A 19215-nucleotide genomic window follows, 5' to 3' on the forward strand; every position below is an offset into this window, starting at 1 on the left:
GGAAAAAACATATCAGATAGAAAAGGAGAAGTGATGAATGAGAGAAGAATTATATAATTATTTGGTGTTAAATTCAAGTGTACTGACTTTGCAGGAAGTCTTTCTTAATTTTTTCATCGCAGTTGTACTCAGTATCATGATTTTTGTATCCTATCGGATTTCTCATTTAAGAGCAGTGTATAGTGTCCGATTTAACATTTCGTTGCTAATGTTAACTTTAATTACGACGCTGGTGATGAGTGTTATTGGCAATAATATTGCGCTTTCACTTGGGATGGTTGGCGCCCTTTCGATTGTTCGGTTTCGAACAGCAATAAAAGATCCAAGAGATACGGCCTACATCTTTTGGAGTATAGCAGGCGGAATCTGTTGTGGCGTTTCAGAATATATCATAGCCTTAATTGGGACACTGATCATTTTTATGGTGATGCTTTTTTTTGGAAAAATCCAGAATAATGAACGCTATCTTTTGGTGATAAGAGCAAATCGTGAACAAAGCAAGGAAATTGAAGAACTGATTAATGCTGCTTATGCAGGAAAAGCTATGTTAAAAGTCAGAAACTCTACGAGCCAAAGTGTTGAATTTATATATGAATTATCACAGCAAATCATAAAAACGTATGCAAAAGACGTTAATATTGCCGAAAATCTCTATCAACTGGAGGGTGTCAATAGCGTCAATCTAGTTTGTCAGAATGATGAAATTAATCAATAAATTGCAATTAAATAGATTATTTAAGGAGTAGAATGTGGACAAGCTACTGATCAAATTACCGGAATTAAGCGGTGATTCTCTTTTTTCCCAGAATACATTGAATTTTCTGTTGGTGTTGTTGTTATTAGTTGCAGGGATATTGTTGTGTTTTGTCGGTTATAAGTATTTACAGGCCTTTACACTTTTTGCATCAGGTTGCTTTTGTGGAATGATTGGAATTAAGATTGCTGATGAGATGACCACCAATCTGATTATTCAGATGTCCATTTTTGTGATATTCACATTTGTTGGGGTCTGTCTTTTGTATTTACTATCGATCATTCTGGCATCCATCATGCGGCAGATTAAAATACAGAATTTTATCTTAAAAAAAATGTATGTTTTTACGGCGGTGATTGGTGGTTTTATCATTGGTGGCTTAATCTATTTCCGTATTTACCAGGATATCTGCTTAGCCAGTATCATTGCACTATTTATGACAATAACCGGAGCTGTCTATGGGAAAAGAAAAATGGCTAAGCAACGGTTATTCCATACCTATGCTGATTTGTGTGAAATGGAGCCATTGGAGTCATGATCAATGTGTTTTTTAAGGTTTTGAAAGGATTAACATGGGTGAACAAACAAGCAATCTTTTGATAGCAACAGTCCTTCCATTAATGGATATTCTTTTGAATTTTCTGGCTGCGGCAATAATCAGCGTTCTGATTTATATGACCTATCTTAAAACGCATTCAGGAACATTGTACAGCAAACATTTTAGCAGTTCGCTGATCATTATAATTTTTGTAGTTACATTCATGATGGCAGTAATTCAAGGTAATCCGACGGTGTCAATTGGATTAATTGGCGCTTTATCAATTGTCCGTTTTCGTACAGTGATAAGGGATTCAAGAGATATTGTTTTTTTACTGTGGTCAATCGCGGCAGGAATTTTGTGCGGCAATTCAGAATATTGGATTGCAGCGATCGGTAACTTTGTTATCTGTTTAGGTCTGTTGCTGTCAGGTTCAATCAAAAACTATGACCGTTTCTTAGTGATAATCAAGTTTAATCAAGAAGCAACTGAGATGTTAGTCAATACCATTTCGGCAATGTTTGAAGGGAAAGAGCTATTACGCTTTGAAAATAAAGCAGTTCAGGAAAATCGTGATGAATATTTTTATGAAGTGTCGGCTGGAATGCTTGAAAAAGTCGAAATGGTCAATAAATCCCTTGAAGAAGTCCTTTTTAGGATACAAGGTGTCCACTCGGTAAAAGTTATCAGGCAAGAAGATGAGATCAGGCAATAGGAGATAACAATATGTCACAGAGAAACAGAGGGGGGTTAATAATTCTGGCGATAGTGTGTGTACTGCTGCTTTGTGCGGTGGAAATCATTCGCAATGTCGTCAATCAACAAGAAGGAGATCTGAAAAAAAGTGGCTATTGCAGTTTGAAAGCCGATGAATCGACAGAGGATCCACTAGCTTATATCAATGACGATTTTTCTGTCAAAGAAGGGTTTCATACAAATCTGCCGATTGTTATCCTGACTATCGATGGGGAATTGTCGGAGTACAAGCGTTTTGTTGATAGTCAGGAAATGGTTGATGAGCAAGCAATTCCCTATACAAATGGCAGCATTAAGATTATCGATTCGGATAAAGAGCAAAAGTATTTAACCGATCAGGTTGTTTATCAGAGTAATTTAAAAATTAAAAAACGCGGTCATACCTCCTTTACTTACGATAAATCGCAGTATCTGATGAAAACGGAAATATCTGATGGGATCAGCAATGATGCTGATATATTGGGAATGGGACAGGGAAATGAATGGATTCTTAATGGTAGTATGGCTGATAAGAGTATGATCCGTAATTATTTGCCATATCGGATTGCATCCGAAATTGGCGGCAATGAAATGGCTCCGGATTCGCGATTTTGTGAAGTGTTGATTGAAAAGAATGGCCGTTACGAATATGGTGGTGTTTATCTGCTGATGGAAACGGTATCCCGCGGCGAAGATCGAATTGATATTGAATCGTATAATGAAAAGAATGGCTATACGAGTTATATTATCAGACGCGACCGCTTTACCGCATTTGATGTGATGCTGGAGACATATAGCCGCTTAAATGGCTATTCGCCTGAGTGGGTTGGGGTCAAATATCCGTCAGAAGCAAAGTTGACGGAAGCAAGCAAAAACTATATTCAGGAAGATTTTTCAAAAACAGAACAGGTGATTTATTCTCAAAACGCATCAGTTTTAAGAACTTATGATCGCTATATTGAGCTGGATACCTATGTCGACTATTTTTTAATTAATGAGTATTTTGGTAATTATGATGCCGGCGAACACTCAACCTATATGTTTAAAGATACGGGCGGAAAACTGCATGTTGGGCCGGTATGGGATTTTGACCAGGCAATGAACAATTATTTTATGGACGAAATGGATCCAGATACTCTGGCATTTCAGACAAAGCCGATTTTTACACAACTGGCCAAGGATAAGAAATTTATTGATGCACTAAAAAAACGCTATGCACAGTTGCGCAAAGGGGTTCTATCTAAAGAGCATGTCTTTGAAGTGATGGATGAAGCAGTCAATTATTTAAAGTCGGCAAGAGTAAGAGAATGGACTCGTTGGAAAGCGGATTATGAAGATGGTTCTTTTACAAATATGCATAATTATTATCTTCAGGATTATGAAAAAGACAATGCCACGATCAGTCGATTCAATGATAATTATGATCAGGAATTGTACAATATCCGCACCTATTTGCATAAGCATGGAACAGCAATTTCAATTGAGATACCAAAACTCTATGACCTGGCAGACTGTGATACTTCGTTGAAGAGTGAAAATGAATTGTTGTTTTTAATTGTGATGATCCTGTTTTTGGTGCCATCAATTATAATCAATCGACAAAAATAATATTGAGGAGCAGTAGTAATGATAATAAGTCTTGGTCTTATCATCACATCAGACATGGTTGCTGAAAGACACTATTTTTTCGAAATCCTGCATGAGCCGTTAATTCTCTGGGGACTTCGAGGGATCTGTATAATCACCGCACTGAGTGTCTTCCTGATCTATGTAAAAATGAGAAAAGAGGATAGAAAATAGAAAATGTTATTTTCAAGTATTGTATTTTTATTTTATTTTCTTCCGGCGGTTTTTTTGCTTTATTTTTTACTCTCTTTCTCAAGAATGCTTCAAAATATTTTGTTGTTACTGGTAAGTCTTATCTTTTACGCCTGGGGTGAACCAGTCTATGTCTTTTTAATGATTGGATCGATCATATTCAACTCATTGATGGGCTATCTGGTTGAGCGGTTAAAGGGGCGAAAGCAAAAGAAAACCGTCGTGGCCGTTGCAGTGATAATTAATTTAAGTGCGCTTATAGTCTTTAAATATTCCGGCTTTATTTTAGAAACTCTCGGTCTGATTCAAGCGGGAACCTTAGATTTACCGTTACCAATTGGTATTTCATTCTATACCTTTCAGGCCCTTTCATATGTTATTGACGTTTATTGGGGAAAGACTAAATCGGAGAATCCTTTTTATGTCGGTCTTTATATCGCTTTTTTTCCGCAGCTGATTGCCGGACCGATTATTCAATATAGCACAATAGCAGATCAAATCCGCAATCGAAAATCATCGTTTGATATGGTGGCACTGGGACTATGCCGTTTCACAACGGGATTAGGTAAGAAAGTGCTGTTAAGCAACAGTTTTGCCGCGATCGCCGATAATGTTTTTCAATGGTCGGCGATTGGGACAGAAAAAGTGGCGGTTCCGGCGACCTTAGCTTGGTTGGGAAGTATTTCTTATACGCTGCAGATTTATTTTGATTTCTCGGCATACTCGGATATGGCTATTGGCTTAGCCTTATGTTTTGGCTTTAAATTTGGAGAAAATTTTAATTATCCTTATATCGCCACATCAATTTCAGACTTCTGGAAGCGGTGGCATATTTCCCTGACCGACTGGTTCAGAGAGTATGTATATTTCCCGCTGGGTGGAAGTCGCGTCAATAACCAGGATCTTATGGTCAGAAACATGTTTATCGTTTGGCTGTGCACTGGTATTTGGCATGGCGCAAACTGGACATTTATTTTCTGGGGCCTTTACTATTTTGTTTTTCAGTTAGCTGAACGTTTTTTTGAGTATCCCGAAAAAATTAAGAGTCGTTTTATCAAACACTTTTATACGCTGATGGTTGTTAATGCCGGTTGGGTTATCTTTCGATCGGACGATTTGTATCAGGCCGGGCGCTTCTTTATCAATATGCTAGGGATGAACAATAACGGTTTTTACAGTGATTTGGCAGTCATGCTGATTCATGAAAACTGGGTATTTTTATTGCTGGGACTGGTTTTTTCAACCCCAGTTGCCCGAAAAATGAATGAAATGATTTATGGGAATGTTAATTCATTAGTTAATAAAGCATACACCTTGTGTTACCCAATCATTATGTTTCTAATCTTGATTATTTCAGTTAGTTATTTGGCCAGTGGAACCTATAATCCGTTTATTTATTTTAATTTTTAATGTCAATATCAACAAAGAGGGGTTGCCAGGTACTTGGCATGAATCAACAATGAGTATGGATGAAAGAAAAATAAAAAAAAAATACTTTTTAAAAAAACGCTTATTTGCTCTGATATTCTTAGGGACGATTTTTTCTTTTTCAATTATAAATGGACTAGAAAATTATCAGCTGATAAAGGAAAAAATAACAGAAAAATTAAATCATGAGGAATATCTTCCAAGTGAAGCAGTCGCTTTAATTGAGACAACAATCAACGAAAATTTATTAGGAAGAGTGAATTTTATCGAAACCTACGGTTTTATACAGGTCTTGCTTAACAAAAAAGAATGTAATAACTTTACATATATTAAAGATGAAGAAGGTTATTTGCATTATGCGACTTTTTACAGGGAGGCTGATACACAATTATTTGACTATGCATTGCGGGTCAAGCGCTTACAGGATTATGTTGAAAAGAATGGGACGAAAGTTCTGTTTGTTATTCCGCCCAGCAAGTATGATAAGAAATTGACCGAATTCGGAACAGGGATGCCAGTAAATGATCCCAATCCGGTTGTCGATGAAATGCTGTTTTATCTAAATCGGATGGGAATTGAAACGTTGGATATGCGGGAGTTTTTGCCTGGTGATCAAATATCTTACGAGGAAACATTTTTTAAGACCGATCATCATTGGACAATTCCCGCAGCTTTTTACGCGACTGATGCAATAAAGAACAAAATTAATGAAAGTTTTGGTGAAAACTTAGATCCAAATAATTATTATTCGAATATCGATAATTATGATCAGGTAACTTATTATTCAGGAATGCTTGGCTCGATGGGCAGAAAAACCGGCGCTAATTTCTGTGGAATTGAAGATTTTACCGCTTTATGGCCCAAATATGAGGGATCATTTAAAAGAGAGAGCATGTTTGAAAATGGGAATATTGTTAAAAAAGAAGGCAGCTTTGTTGAGGCTCTAATGGACACGGAGGTTCTAACTGAAAATACTGATTTGTATACGGATTCACAGTATTCCTTATACTTGAATGGTTTATGTATTTATGAAAAAATACTAAATGAAAACAATCCTGATGGGGCCAAGATCTTTATGATTCGTGATTCCTATTTTTCACCGGTTATTTCTTTTATGATGCCGATGTGTAGTGAGATTGACGCGATTTGGTCACTCGAGGATACTCATCAATTAGATGTAGAAAAAAGTATTGTAGAAAATAAATATGATTATATAATTATTGAAGTCTACCCTTATAATATCAACAACAATGCCTTCAATTATTTCAAAGAACCATAGTTTACGAGGAGGGAAGCAGTGAAAAAAGTGAATAAAAAAACCAGCTTACTTTTGCATGAATGGAAAGGGAAAATCTGGTTTCTCTTAAATATGTTTTTCAGTATTCTATACTTGATCTGGCGGATCTTTTTTACAATCCCGATTGGTTATGGCACTATTTCGATTATTGCTGGTGTGGCTTTATTAATTGTCGAGGCGCTGGGGATGGTTGAAGCCTTTGTTCATTACGCTAACATGTATTCCGTCAGTGATAACCCGTTACCGGAAGTGCCACAGGAACGTTTTCCGGAAGTGGATGTTTTTATTGCGACCTACAGTGAAGACTGCGAGCTTTTATATAAAACAATTAATGGCTGCAAATACATGGAATATCCGGATAAGAAAAAAGTCCATATTTATTTATGTGAAGATAACCGTCGGCCGGAAATGCGGGAACTAGCGGAGCAAATGGGGATAAACTATCTGGATCGGCCAGATAACGAAGGGGCTAAAGCCGGCAATCTGAATAACGCGTTGGCCCATTCAAATTCACCTTATGTCGTTACATTTGATGCTGACATGATTCCGAAAAGTGATTTTTTAATGAAAACAATCCCCTTTTATGTTGATTGTGAAATAAAAAATGAAGGCCGAAAACCGCAAGACCAGATAAAATTGGGTTTTGTACAATCGCCACAAAGTTTTTACAACCCGGACTTATTTCAGTTTAATTTATTTTCAGAAGGACGCATTCCAAATGAACAGGACTATTTTTATAAAGACATTCAGGTCGCCCGAACAAAGACCAACAGTGTAATTTATGGCGGCTCAAATACAGTGCTATCCAGAGAAGCATTGAATGATGTAGGTGGTTTTTATACAGAAGCAATTACCGAAGATTTCGCAACGGGAATTCTGATTCAAAAAAAAGGTTATGTCAGTTTGGGTATTGGCGAGCCTTTGGCATCAGGCATGTCTGCAACTGATTTGCAGGGATTAGTTCAACAGAGGGTTCGTTGGGCCCGAGGAGTGATAGCAACAAGTAGAAAGATGCATTTTTTCACAACGAAAGAGCTTTCTTTCGCTCAAAAACTGAATTATTGGGCGTCAATGTGGTATTGGTATGCGCCAATAAAGCGTATTATCTATATTCTGGCACCAATTATGTATGCAACTTTTGGCTTCATGGTCTTTAAATGTACGCTTCCACAGGTATTGCTGTTCTGGCTGCCAATGTATATTAGCAGTAACATTAGCCTAAGAATGCTTAGTCAGAATATTCGAACGACTAAGTGGACAAGTATTTATGAGACAGTATTATTTCCGTTTATGTTATTACCGGTTGTACTGGAAAGTTTCGGGATAACGATGAAAAAGTTCAAAGTAACGGATAAAAAGGGTGCCCAGAATTCAAAAGGGAAAAATCTGGTTCATATTATCCCATTTCTGATTCTGATTGTATTATCGGTAATTGGCATTATTAATTGTGTGCGGATCATGTTTGACAGCAATTCCTTTGGACCGATTGTTGTTCTGTTCTGGTTAATCAATAATTTATTTTTGTTGGTAATGTCCTTGTTTTTTGTCGATGGACGGATCCCCTATCGAAAAGCAGAGCGTGTTTTAGTGGAGATGGAGAGTGAGATTGATAATGGCATTCAAAAAATGAAAGGGGTTATCCGTGATATTTCTGAAACGGGTGTTTCGATATTGCTTAATAAGCCGTATTATCTTGAGGCGGAAGCGGAGGTTGATGTCAGCTTAAGAAGCGAAAACTATTATGCCGAACTAAAGACGCGGATCGTGTTTGTAAATCAAATTGGCAAACAGTGGAATTATTCGATGAAAATTCTGGATTATAAAGATACCTATAACGAGTACTTGCAAATGATTTATGATCGGATACCGGTTTTGCCAACTGAGATAAAAAAAGACAGCGGCAGTTTTGAAGATTTGAAAATCAACACAAAAAAACGTGTGGCGGCACCTTTTTTTCAAAAGAGAAAATATCCTAGAATAGCCTTAGATACAACCGTTAACTATTATGTGAAGGATAAAAATGATGAAAAAGAGATGAGTGACTTTTCTTTCAAAGGAAAGCTGAAGCTGTGTGACTTTAACTATTGTTATGCGAGTTTTGACGAGGCTCTTATGCCAAAGCAAATCGTTGTTGAAATTGTTAATGGGATTTATTTTAATTGTTGCTATGAATCTAAACTGCAAAATGGAAAAAAATTGTATCTGGTCGAGAATATTGATGAGATCATAACAGATCCACAAAAAAATGAAAAACTTGTGCAATGGCTTCGTAATATCAATACGATCGCGATACAAAAACAGGATGTGCATTATAAAATGAGTGCCCAAAAGAAAAAAATGAAAAAAACAGAAGCAGTGTTTGATGAAAATAGTTTAGTTTAGAATAATTGAAAAGGAATAAATAACCATGAATCGAATAATGCGAAATGTTCTTTGTTGCATGACAATAACAACAATTCTTTTGACAATTAGCGGGTGTGCTTTCATGAAAAACGAAGAATTGCGTTTTGTAGCGCGAATGGGAAATGGCGTTAATCTTGGCAATTCTCTAGATGCAACAAATTTGTGGACCTATAAACCGGCGGCAAAAGAATTGGACTATGAAACGTTTTGGGGAAATCCGCCAATTGAAAAAAAACACTTCCAGGCAATTTATCAAGCAGGCTTTCAAACCGTTCGCATTCCGGTAACTTGGGAAGATCATCTCAATTCAAATGGAGATATTTCCGAGGTGTGGATGGATCGGGTTCAGGCAGTTGTGGATATGGCTCTTGAAGAGGGCTTGTTTGTTATTATTGATACCCATCACGAAAGCTGGTTGGATTTGCAAGTCAAAAATGAAACGCAAATCGCTGAAAAACTGACCAAAGTTTGGCAGCAGATTGCGATCCGTTTTAAAGACTATGATGAGCGTCTGCTATTTGAAGGAATGAATGAACCCCGTTTAAGAGATAGCGATGTTGAATGGACAGCTGGAACAACGGAAATGCGTGAGCTGGTCAATCGCTTAAATTCGGTATTTATTGAGACCGTTCGCTCGATTGAAGGAAATGAAAAACGTTATTTGCTGATTGGTGCTTATGCAACAAGTAGTTTTTCGGAGGCACTGGAAAGTTTGACTGTTTTAGGAGAACATCTTATTGTTTCCGTACATATGTATAGTCCGTATCAGTTTTGTCAAAATGATGAAGGCACAGACGAGTGGAGTGAACTGAATGTGGAGGATACAAAGGAAATTGATGAAGCATTTACACAGTTGAATGAAAAATTCATTAAAAAAGGAATACCGGTCATTTTAACTGAATTTGGCTGTACAAATAAACAGAATTTAGAAGCACGAGTTGATTGGGTGCAATATTATGCACAAAGTGCAAAAAACTATGGGATTGCCTATATTTGGTGGGATAACGGAAGCGATTTTGCACTTTTAGACAGAGATACTGGACAATGGGAACAGCCAGAAATCGTCAGAATACTTGTGGAAGAGTGAGAGCATTGACGTTATCAAAAATAGTTAAGGAGCATAGGAATTGTCAATGCCAGTTTACTATAACATTTGCAGTTATCAACAAATATTATAATGAAATATAGAAACATTAAGAAGTCTACCTTTCAGCGCTGTTTTTCTGTTTTCTTTCTTGACATCATCCCAAGTTCTTCATTATAATATAAAGGTTAAGAAGATAAAATAAATAACTATATACATCGGAGGTAGAATGAATACTTATTATAGAAATACCATGTGTGGAGAATTACAAGCAAGTAACGTTGGTCAGGTAGTTGAACTGGCCGGCTGGGCGGATAATCGTCGGAATCTCGGCGGGGNACTTTTTATTGATTTAAGAGACCGCTCCGGTAAAATTCAGCTTGTTGTCAATGAAGAACGACCTGAAGCCTTTGAAATTGCAGAAAAGGTCCGAAACGAATATGTTTTGTCGGTTAAAGGCAAGGTCGTTTTACGAAGTCCAGAAAATGTCAATCAAAATATCCCAACCGGTGAAATCGAAGTCGAGATCATGGAAATAAAAATCCTCGATTCGTCAGAAACGCCACCGATTTATATCGAAGATAACGATCAGACCAATGAAGCAGTGCGACTTAAATATCGGTACCTTGATCTGAGAAAACCGAAATATCAGAAGATTCTGAGAACCCGGCATCAGGCAGCTGCTATTGCCAGAAATTTCCTGAATGAAAAAGGTTTTTTAGAAGTTGAAACACCAATGCTGGCCAAACCAACCCCGGAGGGAGCCAGAGATTTTCTGGTCCCATCCCGGGTACAAAAAGGGAAATTCTTTGGACTGCCCCAATCACCGCAGCTATACAAACAGATTCTCATGATTTCTGGCGTTGACCGTTATTATCAGATTGCCAAATGCTTCCGTGATGAAGATTTAAGACAGGATCGCCAGCCGGAGTTTACCCAAATCGATATGGAAATGTCTTTTATTGATAAAGATGATATCATTGGCATTAACGAAGAAATGATAGCAAAAATCATGAAAGAAATCAAAGGGGTTGAGGTCCAAACACCGATGGTAAGAATGACTTACCAGGAAGCAATGGATCAATATGGTTCGGATAAGCCCGACACCCGGTTCGGATTAAAATTGATTGATTTGTCAGAAATTGTTGAGAACTCTGAATTCAAAGTATTTTCCGGTGCGGTAAAAAAAGGTGGAAGTGTACGAGCTATCAATGCCAAAGGCGCTCAAGATAAATTAAGTAAAAAAGGCATTAAAGGTCTGGAGAATTTCGCTAAAATTTATAAGGCCAAAGGTTTAGCCTGGATCGATGTTTCCGAAGAGGAGATGAAATCGCCAATCCTGAAATTTATTTCAGAAGAAGAAAAAGCAGCAATTTTTGAAAAAACTGATGCCAAACCAGGTGATTTAATCTTCATTATCGCTGATACCAACGAAATAGTTTGTAATGCTTTGGGTCAATTGCGACTGGAATTGGCACGTAAACTGGAATATGACTTCAAAGACCAATATAATTTCCTCTGGGTAACTGATTTTCCGTTACTGGAGTATGATCCCGAAGCCGGCCGATATACTGCTAAGCATCACCCCTTTACCATGCCACTGGCTGAAGACTTACAGTATTTGGAAACAGATCTGCTAAAAGTCCGGGCGGACGCCTATGATATGGTTGTAAACGGAGTCGAACTGGGAGGTGGAAGCATTCGTATCCACAACCAGGATATTCAGGAAAAAGTATTTACAGCACTGGGCTTTACCCAGGAATCAGCATGGGAGCAATTTGGATTTTTACTGGAAGCCCTTAAATATGGAACACCGCCTCATGGTGGACTGGCATTTGGTTTAGATCGTCTGGTGATGCTGCTCACTGATAATGATAATATCCGCGACGTAATTGCTTTCCCGAAAACTCAAAATCATGGTTGTCTGATGATGGATGCGCCAGCCAGCGCCAGTCTGGATCAACTCATCGATCTGGGCATCTCTGTGGATGAATTGTAATGAAAGAAATAGGAACAGTTAAAGCGCTCAAGGGAAATAATGCGGAAGTTGAGATCAAACGTAATTCAGCTTGCGGTGATTGCGGAGCCTGTCATGTTAGCAAAGATCAGTCAGTGATGTTGACAATAGCTAAAAACTCCATTAATGCTCATAGCGGTGAAACGGTTGAGGTCGAGATGCAATTTGCCAATGTCTTTGTGGCCGCATTTATCATGTACGGTATACCGTTGCTGGCTTTTATTCTAGGAAGCTGTGTCGTATATTATCTGGTTGGAGCGTTAAACATTGGCTGGGATCAGGTTCTAACTTCGTTTTTAACAGGCATTGCGCTGACTGCAGTTGCTTATCTGGTGATCCGTTATTTCGATCGGCAGGGTCGATTTAACAGCAAATATCAACCGGTAATCATCGCTGTCGTAGAAAAAGCAGAAACCATTGCCACACCCATGGAAAAACGCATGGGAAATTAAATAATATGTGGTATCTGCGGGTTTTTGACGCAGATACCCTTAAATATTTATATATTTTAATGGGTTTAAATGAATTAAATAAAAAAAAGCTTGATTAATCCTTCATTTATCATTATAATATATTTACTGTCTGGGTGTAGCGCAGCTTGGTAGCGCGCTTGACTGGGGGTCAAGAGGCCGGAGGTTCAAATCCTCTCACTCAGACCATTTTTTATTAAGGTGAAAATATGGGACAAATTAAAAGAAAAAATAATAGACGAGTCAATTCTTTGAGAAAAATTGTTGTTGGCATCGTTTTTTTTTTATTGTAGCAATAATTTTTATTTCGAGTTATCGAGGTAACATGAGCATGCTGCTCGAAAAAAAAGAGTATACCGAGTCGTATAAAACAGAGATGTATTTTTTTAAAGATATTGATTATCGGGTCATAGATGATTTCCAGGCGGGTGATCTTTCCCTGCTGGAGGGTGAAAAAGCCAATGGTTATAAACCATTGACTAATACAGCTAAGGTTGTCAATACAGATTATTTAAATGAGCAAATCGCAGTAATTGACACAATTATAAAAGAAGAGTATTATAACAATTGGAGCCGGATAGTTGGCGACATCGTGTCCAACTATCGGGGGATTTCAAGTATTACCAACCAAATTGGCGAAACTGAACGGGAACGAAAAAAATTCTTAATCGAATCAGTCCAATATATGGGACTTGATTTGGCAGCTCTCCAACAAAAGCGACAAACCCTGGTGGGACTGCTTGGTGGAGAGACCAGAAATATTGCCCTAAACGAATTGGGTCTGCTCTCCAGTGGCTATGTATACACATCCATACAGCCGGTTGAAAAAGCCTTAAGTGAGAGTATGCTCCCATATATCAATACAACGTTTTTAAAAACGGCCAGCAAAGTCGATCAGGAATCAGAGGGGCTCTTAAAAGTTGTCAATAATGACCATATTTATGTTGCCTTTTCCATCCCCAGTGACATGACTATTATGGGCGAAGATGAGGTAGTAACCCTTAAAACGGAATTGATGGGTACAGCTGATAGTGGCATAAACCAGGATTATTATGAGTTTTTAATCAAGCGGGTCGATCAGCTTTACTATTTTCCCAAGCTGCGATTTGAATATGAAGATAAAGTTTACTCTGGTTACTTTGTTGATGTTGTCGATGAAGGTAACCAGAAAATCGCTGTACTGATGCTTAAGGATTACGTCAATGATTTTTCTGAGGTGGTAATTGGCAAGTCGGATATTTATATTCAGGACTATAGCGCTTATGAAATACCCAAAAGTGCCATTTATCAAAAAGATGAAGAAACAATGATTGATACAGTTACAAAAGGCTACTTCAGTGATTCCCTGCCGGTTGTTGTCGAAAAGTATAACAATGGCAATGCGGTCTTAAGAACTGTGAATAATCCAAACTTAAGCAGCGGGATGCGCATCAGTATTTATCCTTAAGGATGTGAAAAAGAGTGATTTCAGAAAATATTAGTCGAATTAAATCAGAAATTCCCGATCATGTTACACTTGTCGCGGTTTCAAAATATCAGAGTTTAGAAGATACCAAAGCGGTGCTGGATGCTGGTGTCAATGATCTCGGCGAAAGTAAGGTTCAGGATTTTCTAAAAAAGCACGAGGTTTTAGGCGATCGTCCCCGGTGGCATTTCATTGGACATTTGCAAAAAAATAAGGTGAAATATATTATTGGAAAAACATTTCTGATCCATTCGGTTGACTCAATTGAATTAATTGATGTAATTGAACGTGAAAGTAAAAAACAGGGAATCGTCACCGATGTATTGCTCCAATTAAATTTAGCCCGGGAAGACAGCAAGTCAGGAATTCTTGCTGAAAATCTGGATTTTATTTTAAAAGCATTGCCTGGATATCAGTTTGTCCGTGTCAAAGGATTGATGGCAATGGGACCATTAACCGAAAATAATAACACGATTCGTGAGATTTTTGTGGAATTAAAAAGAATTTATGATAAAATAAAAGAGGAATCTGTGGATGCGACGATTCAGATGAATTATCTGTCCATGGGTATGACTGATGATTATACCATTGCAATAGAAGAAGGCTCCAATATGATAAGAGTTGGACGCAAAATATTTAGTTAGTTAGGAGATATACAATGGCAGCAGAAAAATTTAAGGATAAAATTATTAAGGTTTTTGGCATGGAAGTAGACAATGAGGATGGATATGACGAGATTTACGAAGAAGATGTTTATGACGACGATGTCGAAGATACAAAAAGTGCCTTCAGTGCGCCAAAAGCAAAGAAAACAACTCCTTCAAGACGAAGTGAATTATCCCTTGACGATGGTCCAGAAGTTTTAGTGTTGGAACCTGAAGTTTTTAAAGATGCTCCAAGTATTTGTAATAAAATTCGGAACAATAAGACTGTAGTTTTGAATTTGAAAAATACCGATTATGAAAATGGTCGCAAGATTTTTGATTTTTTAAGTGGCGCTCTATTTGCTTTAGATGGATCAATTAACAAAATTGCCGATAATGTATTCATTTTAGCTCCCAAAGCGGTCGCTGTTTTAACCAATCCTCAACACGATGATTTGGATTTTAACGCCCCGATTTTAGAGTGGGATGAGGATATGGAATAGGTCGTTTATGATCCAGGGAATTCTTATACAAGCGGGTAATTTATTGTTTGAATTGGTCACACTGTTAATTTTTGTCAACATAATTTTCAGTTGGGTGAATCCTGATCCAAATAATATTTTCGTTAAGACCATTTATGGCTTAACTGAACCGATTTTGTCGCCATTACGACGATTTACAATCATTGGACCATTGGATTTATCAGCATTTGCCGCCATTCTGTTAATGCAGATTGTGCTGTTTCCGCTTTATAAAATGGTCGTAATGTTTATTTTCTAAAAATTAATTCAAGTATTAACATGTTGAAGGGATGTCTTATGACAGATAAAAAAGATATTTTTTTATTATCACGCATAGCTGATGCGTGCGATAAAAATTTTGAACCCCGATTCTTTGATTTTTATGATGAAGTGTTTCAACAAAAAATAGCGGACGCCATTAAGTATAGTGGTGTCCCTTATCTATTTTTTGGAGGACACCCGGATGCAGAGCGAAAGATGTTATGTATTTATCCGGATTATATATCGTCAGAGGATCTGGAATGGCCTATTTTTGCCATCGAATTCGAAAAAACGATTTCCATTGATCATCGCAACGTGCTGGGGGAACTGATGCATCTGGGGATAACCCGGGAGAGTATTGGTGATATTGATGTAGGCGAAAATCAGGTACAGATTATTGCTCATCAACGACTACAGGATTTTTTGTGGATCAATTTAACTCAGGTAAAAGGCCGAGAAATAAAAACAACGATCAAAAATTATCAGCAGATTCAGAGTTTTGAAAAAAATTTCAAACGGATATCAATAGTGGTTGCTTCGAACCGGCTTGATGGGATCATTAATAAAATATGGGGGTTTTCTAGACAGAATAGCCTAGTTTTAATCAAACAGGGTAAGGTACGGGTGAACTATACAGAGATCAATAAAAATGATTTCCGGTTGAAATCTGGTGACATTATTTCATTGCGAGGAAAAGGCAAGGCAAAAATAATTGATATGGATGAGCGGACAAAAAAAGGCAACATTCGTTTAGAAGTGGACCGATATATATAACTGATTAAGGGAGGGTTAAATGACTAAAGAACGTAATGAATATATTGTGCCTGAAAAAATCGAGCAACGACTGGATCATTTTTGTTGCGCTTTGCCGGGGGATTATTCAAGAGAATATGTTAAGCGACTAATTTCAACCGGGGATGTTTTGGTTAACGGGCAGAAAAAGAAAGCCAGTTATCATGTTAAACCAGGGGAGACAATCACCTTGATGATTCCGGAACCAGTACCGTGTCACATGGAAGCAGAAGACATACCGCTTGCCATTGTTTATGAAGATGATGATGTCATCATCGTTAATAAGCCTCAGGGGATGGTTGTTCATCCGGCGCCGGGGAACAACAGCGGGACCCTTGTTAATGGGTTGCTTTATCATACAAAGAATCTGTCAAATATTAATGGGGTGATGCGACCAGGGATCATTCATCGGATCGATAAGGATACCTCGGGATTGTTGATGATTGCCAAGAATGACATCGCGCACCGAAGTTTGTCCGAGCAGCTTAAGGAGCATAGTATCCTCAGACAGTATTATGGTCTGGTAAAGGGTAATGTCAAACCCAACCGTGGCACGGTGGATATGCCCATTGGCAGACATGAACAGCTCAGGATAAAAATGGCAGTGGTGGAAAAAAACTCAAAATCGGCGATTACGCATTTTGAAGTAGTTAAGCGATATGCTCAGTATACCTTACTCCGTTTTCAGCTGGAAACCGGTCGGACCCACCAAATTAGGGTGCATATGGAAAAAATAGGTCATCCGCTGGCAGGAGATCCATTGTATGGCAAAGGAGACAAGAATAACCCCTTTAAAACTACTGGTCAATGTCTCCATGCTCATACTCTGGGTTTTAGCCATCCCAGAACCGGTCAGCGGCTTGTGTTTAGAGTTCCGGTTCCGCCTGAGTTTAAATCAATATTGAAAAATTTAAAATAGGCTAAATTGAATGGATGATGGCTTCCATTGCTTCAACTCCATCCTGTGTTGGGGTTACATACATGGTGTTTTGGTTGGTGAAAATAACCATACCTGGTTTTGCCTTGTTTGGTTTCTTCAGGTACTTAAACTCAAGATAGTCAACAGGAACATTGCTGGAGCCTCGTGATTTGCTGTACCAGGCGGCCAGATTACCTGCTTCCAGGAGGGTCTTCTCGGTGATGAAGCGTCCGCCTGCCACAATCAGTACGTGGGAACCAGGGGCATCTTTGACATGAAGCCAGCAGTCTTCGCTTTTACCCATTTTTGTGGAGATAAAATCATTCTGATAATTGTTCTTGCCAACAAAAATATGGAACCCTTCAGATGAAATAAAATGCAGGGGCTGTGAAGGTGTCTGTTTTTTCTTGTCTTCTTTAGAAAGTGCTTTTTTATTAAATTCGGAATGGAGAAATTCGTGACGAATTTCATCCAGTTCGGCCAACTCAGTGGACTGATCCAGGCTGTTGACCAGGCTCTCCAGATAATAAACTTTTTCTTCAGTTTCTAAAATATAGCCGACCAGATGTTTCAGGGCTATTTTGCTTTTGTTATATTTTTTATAGTAGTGTTGAGCATTCTGGGCCGGGGTTCGGTTGACTTTTAGGGGAATATCAATAGTCTGACAGTCGGGATCATAATAGTTAATCAGTGTTGCAATTTCCTGACCTTTTTCAATGGCATAGATATTGGCGGTGATTAAATCGCCGTAAAGCTTAAACTTCTCGCTTTTGTGAGATGCGTCCATATCCTGATGGAGGTTATCCAGCTTTTTAATATTTTTTTTAACCAGTATATCAAGCTGCTGACGAAGATTGGCCGACCGTGTTTTGAAGCGCAGGGCTTTATCGCGTTTAAAATAATAAGCTTCGAGCATCTCTGAAATAGATGGGTAGGATTCACTCCGATGATCGGCCCGCAAATAATGGAGGTCGACAGTCGAAAAATCCACTATTTTTCGACCAAGATAGATAATAACCGGTTCAGCTTGCTGTTCAATCTCGGTAATAACCTGAATAAATCCTTCCCATAAAAATTGTTTTTGCTTTTTGGAGAGGTCGGCTACGCGGTAATTTGGATCGATGCCACTTCGGAAAGCAACCTCTTTACCAATGTTAGGGCTGATACCCAAAAAAGCCTGAATAAAGAACTTTTCCACCGTTGCTTCACCATAATTGGCTAACAGCGCATTGAATTTTTCGGTTTCGATATTGAAAAATCCATGACGGTTATTTTCTGGGGGATAAATATAGTCACGACCAGGAAGGATCTGACGGTAACGGCTGGAAGTCGAACCTACTTTTTTCATCGAATCAAGGATTTTCATCGATTCGTCAACCAGGATAATATTGCTGTTGCGACCCATTATTTCAACCAGCAATTTTCGGACAACCGTTTCATTAAAATCATTTTTTGACGAAATCGATATTTCCATGACACGATCCGTTTCGTGCTGGGTGATGTCAACAATCGTACCATTGAGAATATATTTCCGCAATACCATGCAAAAACTGGGTGGTGCACTGGGATTCTCTTTGATCTTTTCAGTCATGTAGGCGCGCGGATTGCTGGCGTTGGCCGAGAGCAAGACATGATGTTTTTGATTTCCCAGGTTAACCAAAAGTCGGATTTCATCGATTTCCGGTTGATAGATTTTTCGTATGCGACCTCCAATTAAGAGGGTTTTAAATTCTTCTATTAAGTGATACAGGGTAACGCCATCATAAGCCATATAGTAATGCTCCTCGTATAATAAATTTAAACACAAAGTGTTTAGTTAGTTTTTTAAATCACTTGGATATTGAACCCTATTCCTGGATAATAGAGATATGGAATAAGGATCTATCTGAATTAAGGCTGTATGCTCCTGTAGCATGACTACATTGAAAGACTGTCTCCCAGCCATCAGTTGTACTGCAAACTCACAAGCTGTATCGCTTGCCTTTCGTACTGAAGATTAGTAGCTTCGGGCAGCTTATGTTTGGCAAGCATCGAATACTCATATGCGAGGTTGTTGCCATACTGTCGGT

Annotated in this window: 18 protein-coding genes and 1 tRNA gene; 18 read left to right on the forward strand and 1 reads right to left on the reverse strand. The window is 38.2% G+C overall.

The annotated features are described in order from the left end of the window. Positions 1 to 37 precede the first annotated feature (37 nt). The 18 genes from A3KS_RS0114330 (at position 38) to A3KS_RS0114420 (ending at position 17146) form a co-directional block, all read left to right on the forward strand. Complete coding sequence (locus A3KS_RS0114330) at positions 38 to 715, forward strand: DUF4956 domain-containing protein (RefSeq protein WP_026395492.1); 678 nt, start codon at positions 38 to 40, stop codon at positions 713 to 715. A gap of 34 nt (positions 716 to 749) precedes the next feature. After that, entirely contained in the window at positions 750 to 1292 is a 543-nt protein-coding gene (locus tag A3KS_RS0114335; RefSeq protein WP_026395493.1) for a hypothetical protein, read from the forward strand. Between the two features lie 34 nt (positions 1293 to 1326). Further along, entirely contained in the window at positions 1327 to 2007 is a 681-nt protein-coding gene (locus tag A3KS_RS0114340; RefSeq protein WP_026395494.1) for a DUF4956 domain-containing protein, read from the forward strand. A gap of 11 nt (positions 2008 to 2018) precedes the next feature. After that, positions 2019 to 3635 carry a CotH kinase family protein gene (locus tag A3KS_RS0114345; protein WP_026395495.1) on the forward strand — a complete coding sequence of 539 codons (1617 nt, stop codon included), beginning with the start codon at positions 2019 to 2021 and terminating at the stop codon, positions 3633 to 3635. An 18-nt stretch (positions 3636 to 3653) separates the two neighbouring features. Next, on the forward strand, positions 3654 to 3827 hold the full coding sequence (locus A3KS_RS23575; protein WP_156913299.1) for a hypothetical protein: 174 nt from the start codon (positions 3654 to 3656) through the stop codon (positions 3825 to 3827). 102 nt (positions 3828 to 3929) lie between these two features. Further along, positions 3930 to 5255 (forward strand): MBOAT family O-acyltransferase, encoded by a 1326-nt coding sequence (locus tag A3KS_RS0114355; protein WP_278247316.1) that lies wholly within the window; start codon positions 3930 to 3932, stop codon positions 5253 to 5255. Between the two features lie 49 nt (positions 5256 to 5304). Then, the gene (locus tag A3KS_RS0114360; protein ID WP_026395497.1) at positions 5305 to 6552 is read left to right on the forward strand and encodes an alginate O-acetyltransferase AlgX-related protein; all 1248 of its coding nucleotides are present in this window, start codon (positions 5305 to 5307) and stop codon (positions 6550 to 6552) included. 18 nt (positions 6553 to 6570) lie between these two features. Further along, on the forward strand, positions 6571 to 8952 hold the full coding sequence (locus A3KS_RS21410) for a glycosyltransferase family 2 protein (protein WP_051355908.1): 2382 nt from the start codon (positions 6571 to 6573) through the stop codon (positions 8950 to 8952). A 103-nt stretch (positions 8953 to 9055) separates the two neighbouring features. Continuing rightward, positions 9056 to 10060, forward strand: coding sequence for a glycoside hydrolase family 5 protein (locus A3KS_RS0114370; RefSeq protein ID WP_051355909.1), 1005 nt, complete (start codon positions 9056 to 9058; stop codon positions 10058 to 10060). Between the two features lie 226 nt (positions 10061 to 10286). Then, positions 10287 to 12056 carry an aspartate--tRNA ligase gene (gene aspS, locus A3KS_RS0114375; RefSeq protein ID WP_026395499.1) on the forward strand — a complete coding sequence of 590 codons (1770 nt, stop codon included), beginning with the start codon at positions 10287 to 10289 and terminating at the stop codon, positions 12054 to 12056. Next, positions 12056 to 12526 (forward strand): SoxR reducing system RseC family protein, encoded by a 471-nt coding sequence (locus A3KS_RS0114380; protein ID WP_026395500.1) that lies wholly within the window; start codon positions 12056 to 12058, stop codon positions 12524 to 12526. The genes aspS and A3KS_RS0114380 overlap by 1 nt, the downstream gene beginning before the upstream one ends. A gap of 130 nt (positions 12527 to 12656) precedes the next feature. Then, positions 12657 to 12733, forward strand: a tRNA-Pro gene (locus A3KS_RS0114390). A gap of 142 nt (positions 12734 to 12875) precedes the next feature. Further along, complete coding sequence (locus tag A3KS_RS0114395; protein ID WP_026395501.1) at positions 12876 to 13991, forward strand: hypothetical protein; 1116 nt, start codon at positions 12876 to 12878, stop codon at positions 13989 to 13991. Positions 13992 to 14005: 14 nt separating this feature from the next. Further along, the gene (locus A3KS_RS0114400) at positions 14006 to 14653 is read left to right on the forward strand and encodes a YggS family pyridoxal phosphate-dependent enzyme (protein WP_026395502.1); all 648 of its coding nucleotides are present in this window, start codon (positions 14006 to 14008) and stop codon (positions 14651 to 14653) included. 14 nt (positions 14654 to 14667) lie between these two features. Then, the gene (locus tag A3KS_RS0114405) at positions 14668 to 15156 is read left to right on the forward strand and encodes a cell division protein SepF (protein ID WP_026395503.1); all 489 of its coding nucleotides are present in this window, start codon (positions 14668 to 14670) and stop codon (positions 15154 to 15156) included. A gap of 7 nt (positions 15157 to 15163) precedes the next feature. Continuing rightward, positions 15164 to 15433, forward strand: a complete 270-nt coding sequence (locus A3KS_RS24305; RefSeq protein ID WP_051355910.1) for a YggT family protein — start codon at positions 15164 to 15166, stop codon at positions 15431 to 15433. 38 nt (positions 15434 to 15471) lie between these two features. Continuing rightward, positions 15472 to 16209: a YlmH family RNA-binding protein gene (locus tag A3KS_RS0114415; RefSeq protein WP_026395504.1), complete on the forward strand. Its 738-nt coding sequence runs from the start codon at positions 15472 to 15474 to the stop codon at positions 16207 to 16209. A gap of 19 nt (positions 16210 to 16228) precedes the next feature. Then, entirely contained in the window at positions 16229 to 17146 is a 918-nt protein-coding gene (locus A3KS_RS0114420) for an RluA family pseudouridine synthase (protein WP_026395505.1), read from the forward strand. A 1-nt stretch (position 17147) separates the two neighbouring features. Here A3KS_RS0114420 and A3KS_RS0114425 read toward each other — a convergent pair whose 3' ends face one another. Continuing rightward, the gene (locus A3KS_RS0114425; protein WP_026395506.1) at positions 17148 to 18917 is read right to left on the reverse strand and encodes an Rqc2 family fibronectin-binding protein; all 1770 of its coding nucleotides are present in this window, start codon (positions 18915 to 18917) and stop codon (positions 17148 to 17150) included. Positions 18918 to 19215 lie beyond the last annotated feature (298 nt).

It is taken from the genome of Acetobacterium malicum subsp. dehalogenans DSM 11527, assembly GCF_000472665.1.
Taxonomy (GTDB): Bacteria; Bacillota; Clostridia; order Eubacteriales; family Eubacteriaceae; genus Acetobacterium; species Acetobacterium malicum.

What these genes read in the sequence shown, in the direction of transcription:
- A3KS_RS0114330 (WP_026395492.1), top strand. Translation starts at nt 38, where the DNA reads ATGAGAGAAGAATTATATAATTATTTGGTGTTAAATTCAAGTGTACTG.
- A3KS_RS0114340 (WP_026395494.1), top strand. Translation starts at nt 1,327, where the DNA reads ATGGGTGAACAAACAAGCAATCTTTTGATAGCAACAGTCCTTCCATTA.
- A3KS_RS0114345 (WP_026395495.1), top strand. Translation starts at nt 2,019, where the DNA reads ATGTCACAGAGAAACAGAGGGGGGTTAATAATTCTGGCGATAGTGTGT.
- A3KS_RS23575 (WP_156913299.1), top strand. Translation starts at nt 3,654, where the DNA reads ATGATAATAAGTCTTGGTCTTATCATCACATCAGACATGGTTGCTGAA.
- A3KS_RS0114360 (WP_026395497.1), top strand. Translation starts at nt 5,305, where the DNA reads ATGAGTATGGATGAAAGAAAAATAAAAAAAAAATACTTTTTAAAAAAA.
- A3KS_RS0114370 (WP_051355909.1), top strand. Translation starts at nt 9,056, where the DNA reads ATGAAAAACGAAGAATTGCGTTTTGTAGCGCGAATGGGAAATGGCGTT.
- A3KS_RS0114380 (WP_026395500.1), top strand. Translation starts at nt 12,056, where the DNA reads ATGAAAGAAATAGGAACAGTTAAAGCGCTCAAGGGAAATAATGCGGAA.
- A3KS_RS0114395 (WP_026395501.1), top strand. Translation starts at nt 12,876, where the DNA reads ATGCTGCTCGAAAAAAAAGAGTATACCGAGTCGTATAAAACAGAGATG.
- A3KS_RS0114405 (WP_026395503.1), top strand. Translation starts at nt 14,668, where the DNA reads ATGGCAGCAGAAAAATTTAAGGATAAAATTATTAAGGTTTTTGGCATG.
- A3KS_RS24305 (WP_051355910.1), top strand. Translation starts at nt 15,164, where the DNA reads ATGATCCAGGGAATTCTTATACAAGCGGGTAATTTATTGTTTGAATTG.
- A3KS_RS0114415 (WP_026395504.1), top strand. Translation starts at nt 15,472, where the DNA reads ATGACAGATAAAAAAGATATTTTTTTATTATCACGCATAGCTGATGCG.
- A3KS_RS0114420 (WP_026395505.1), top strand. Translation starts at nt 16,229, where the DNA reads ATGACTAAAGAACGTAATGAATATATTGTGCCTGAAAAAATCGAGCAA.
- A3KS_RS0114425 (WP_026395506.1), bottom strand. Translation starts at nt 18,917, where the DNA reads ATGGCTTATGATGGCGTTACCCTGTATCACTTAATAGAAGAATTTAAA.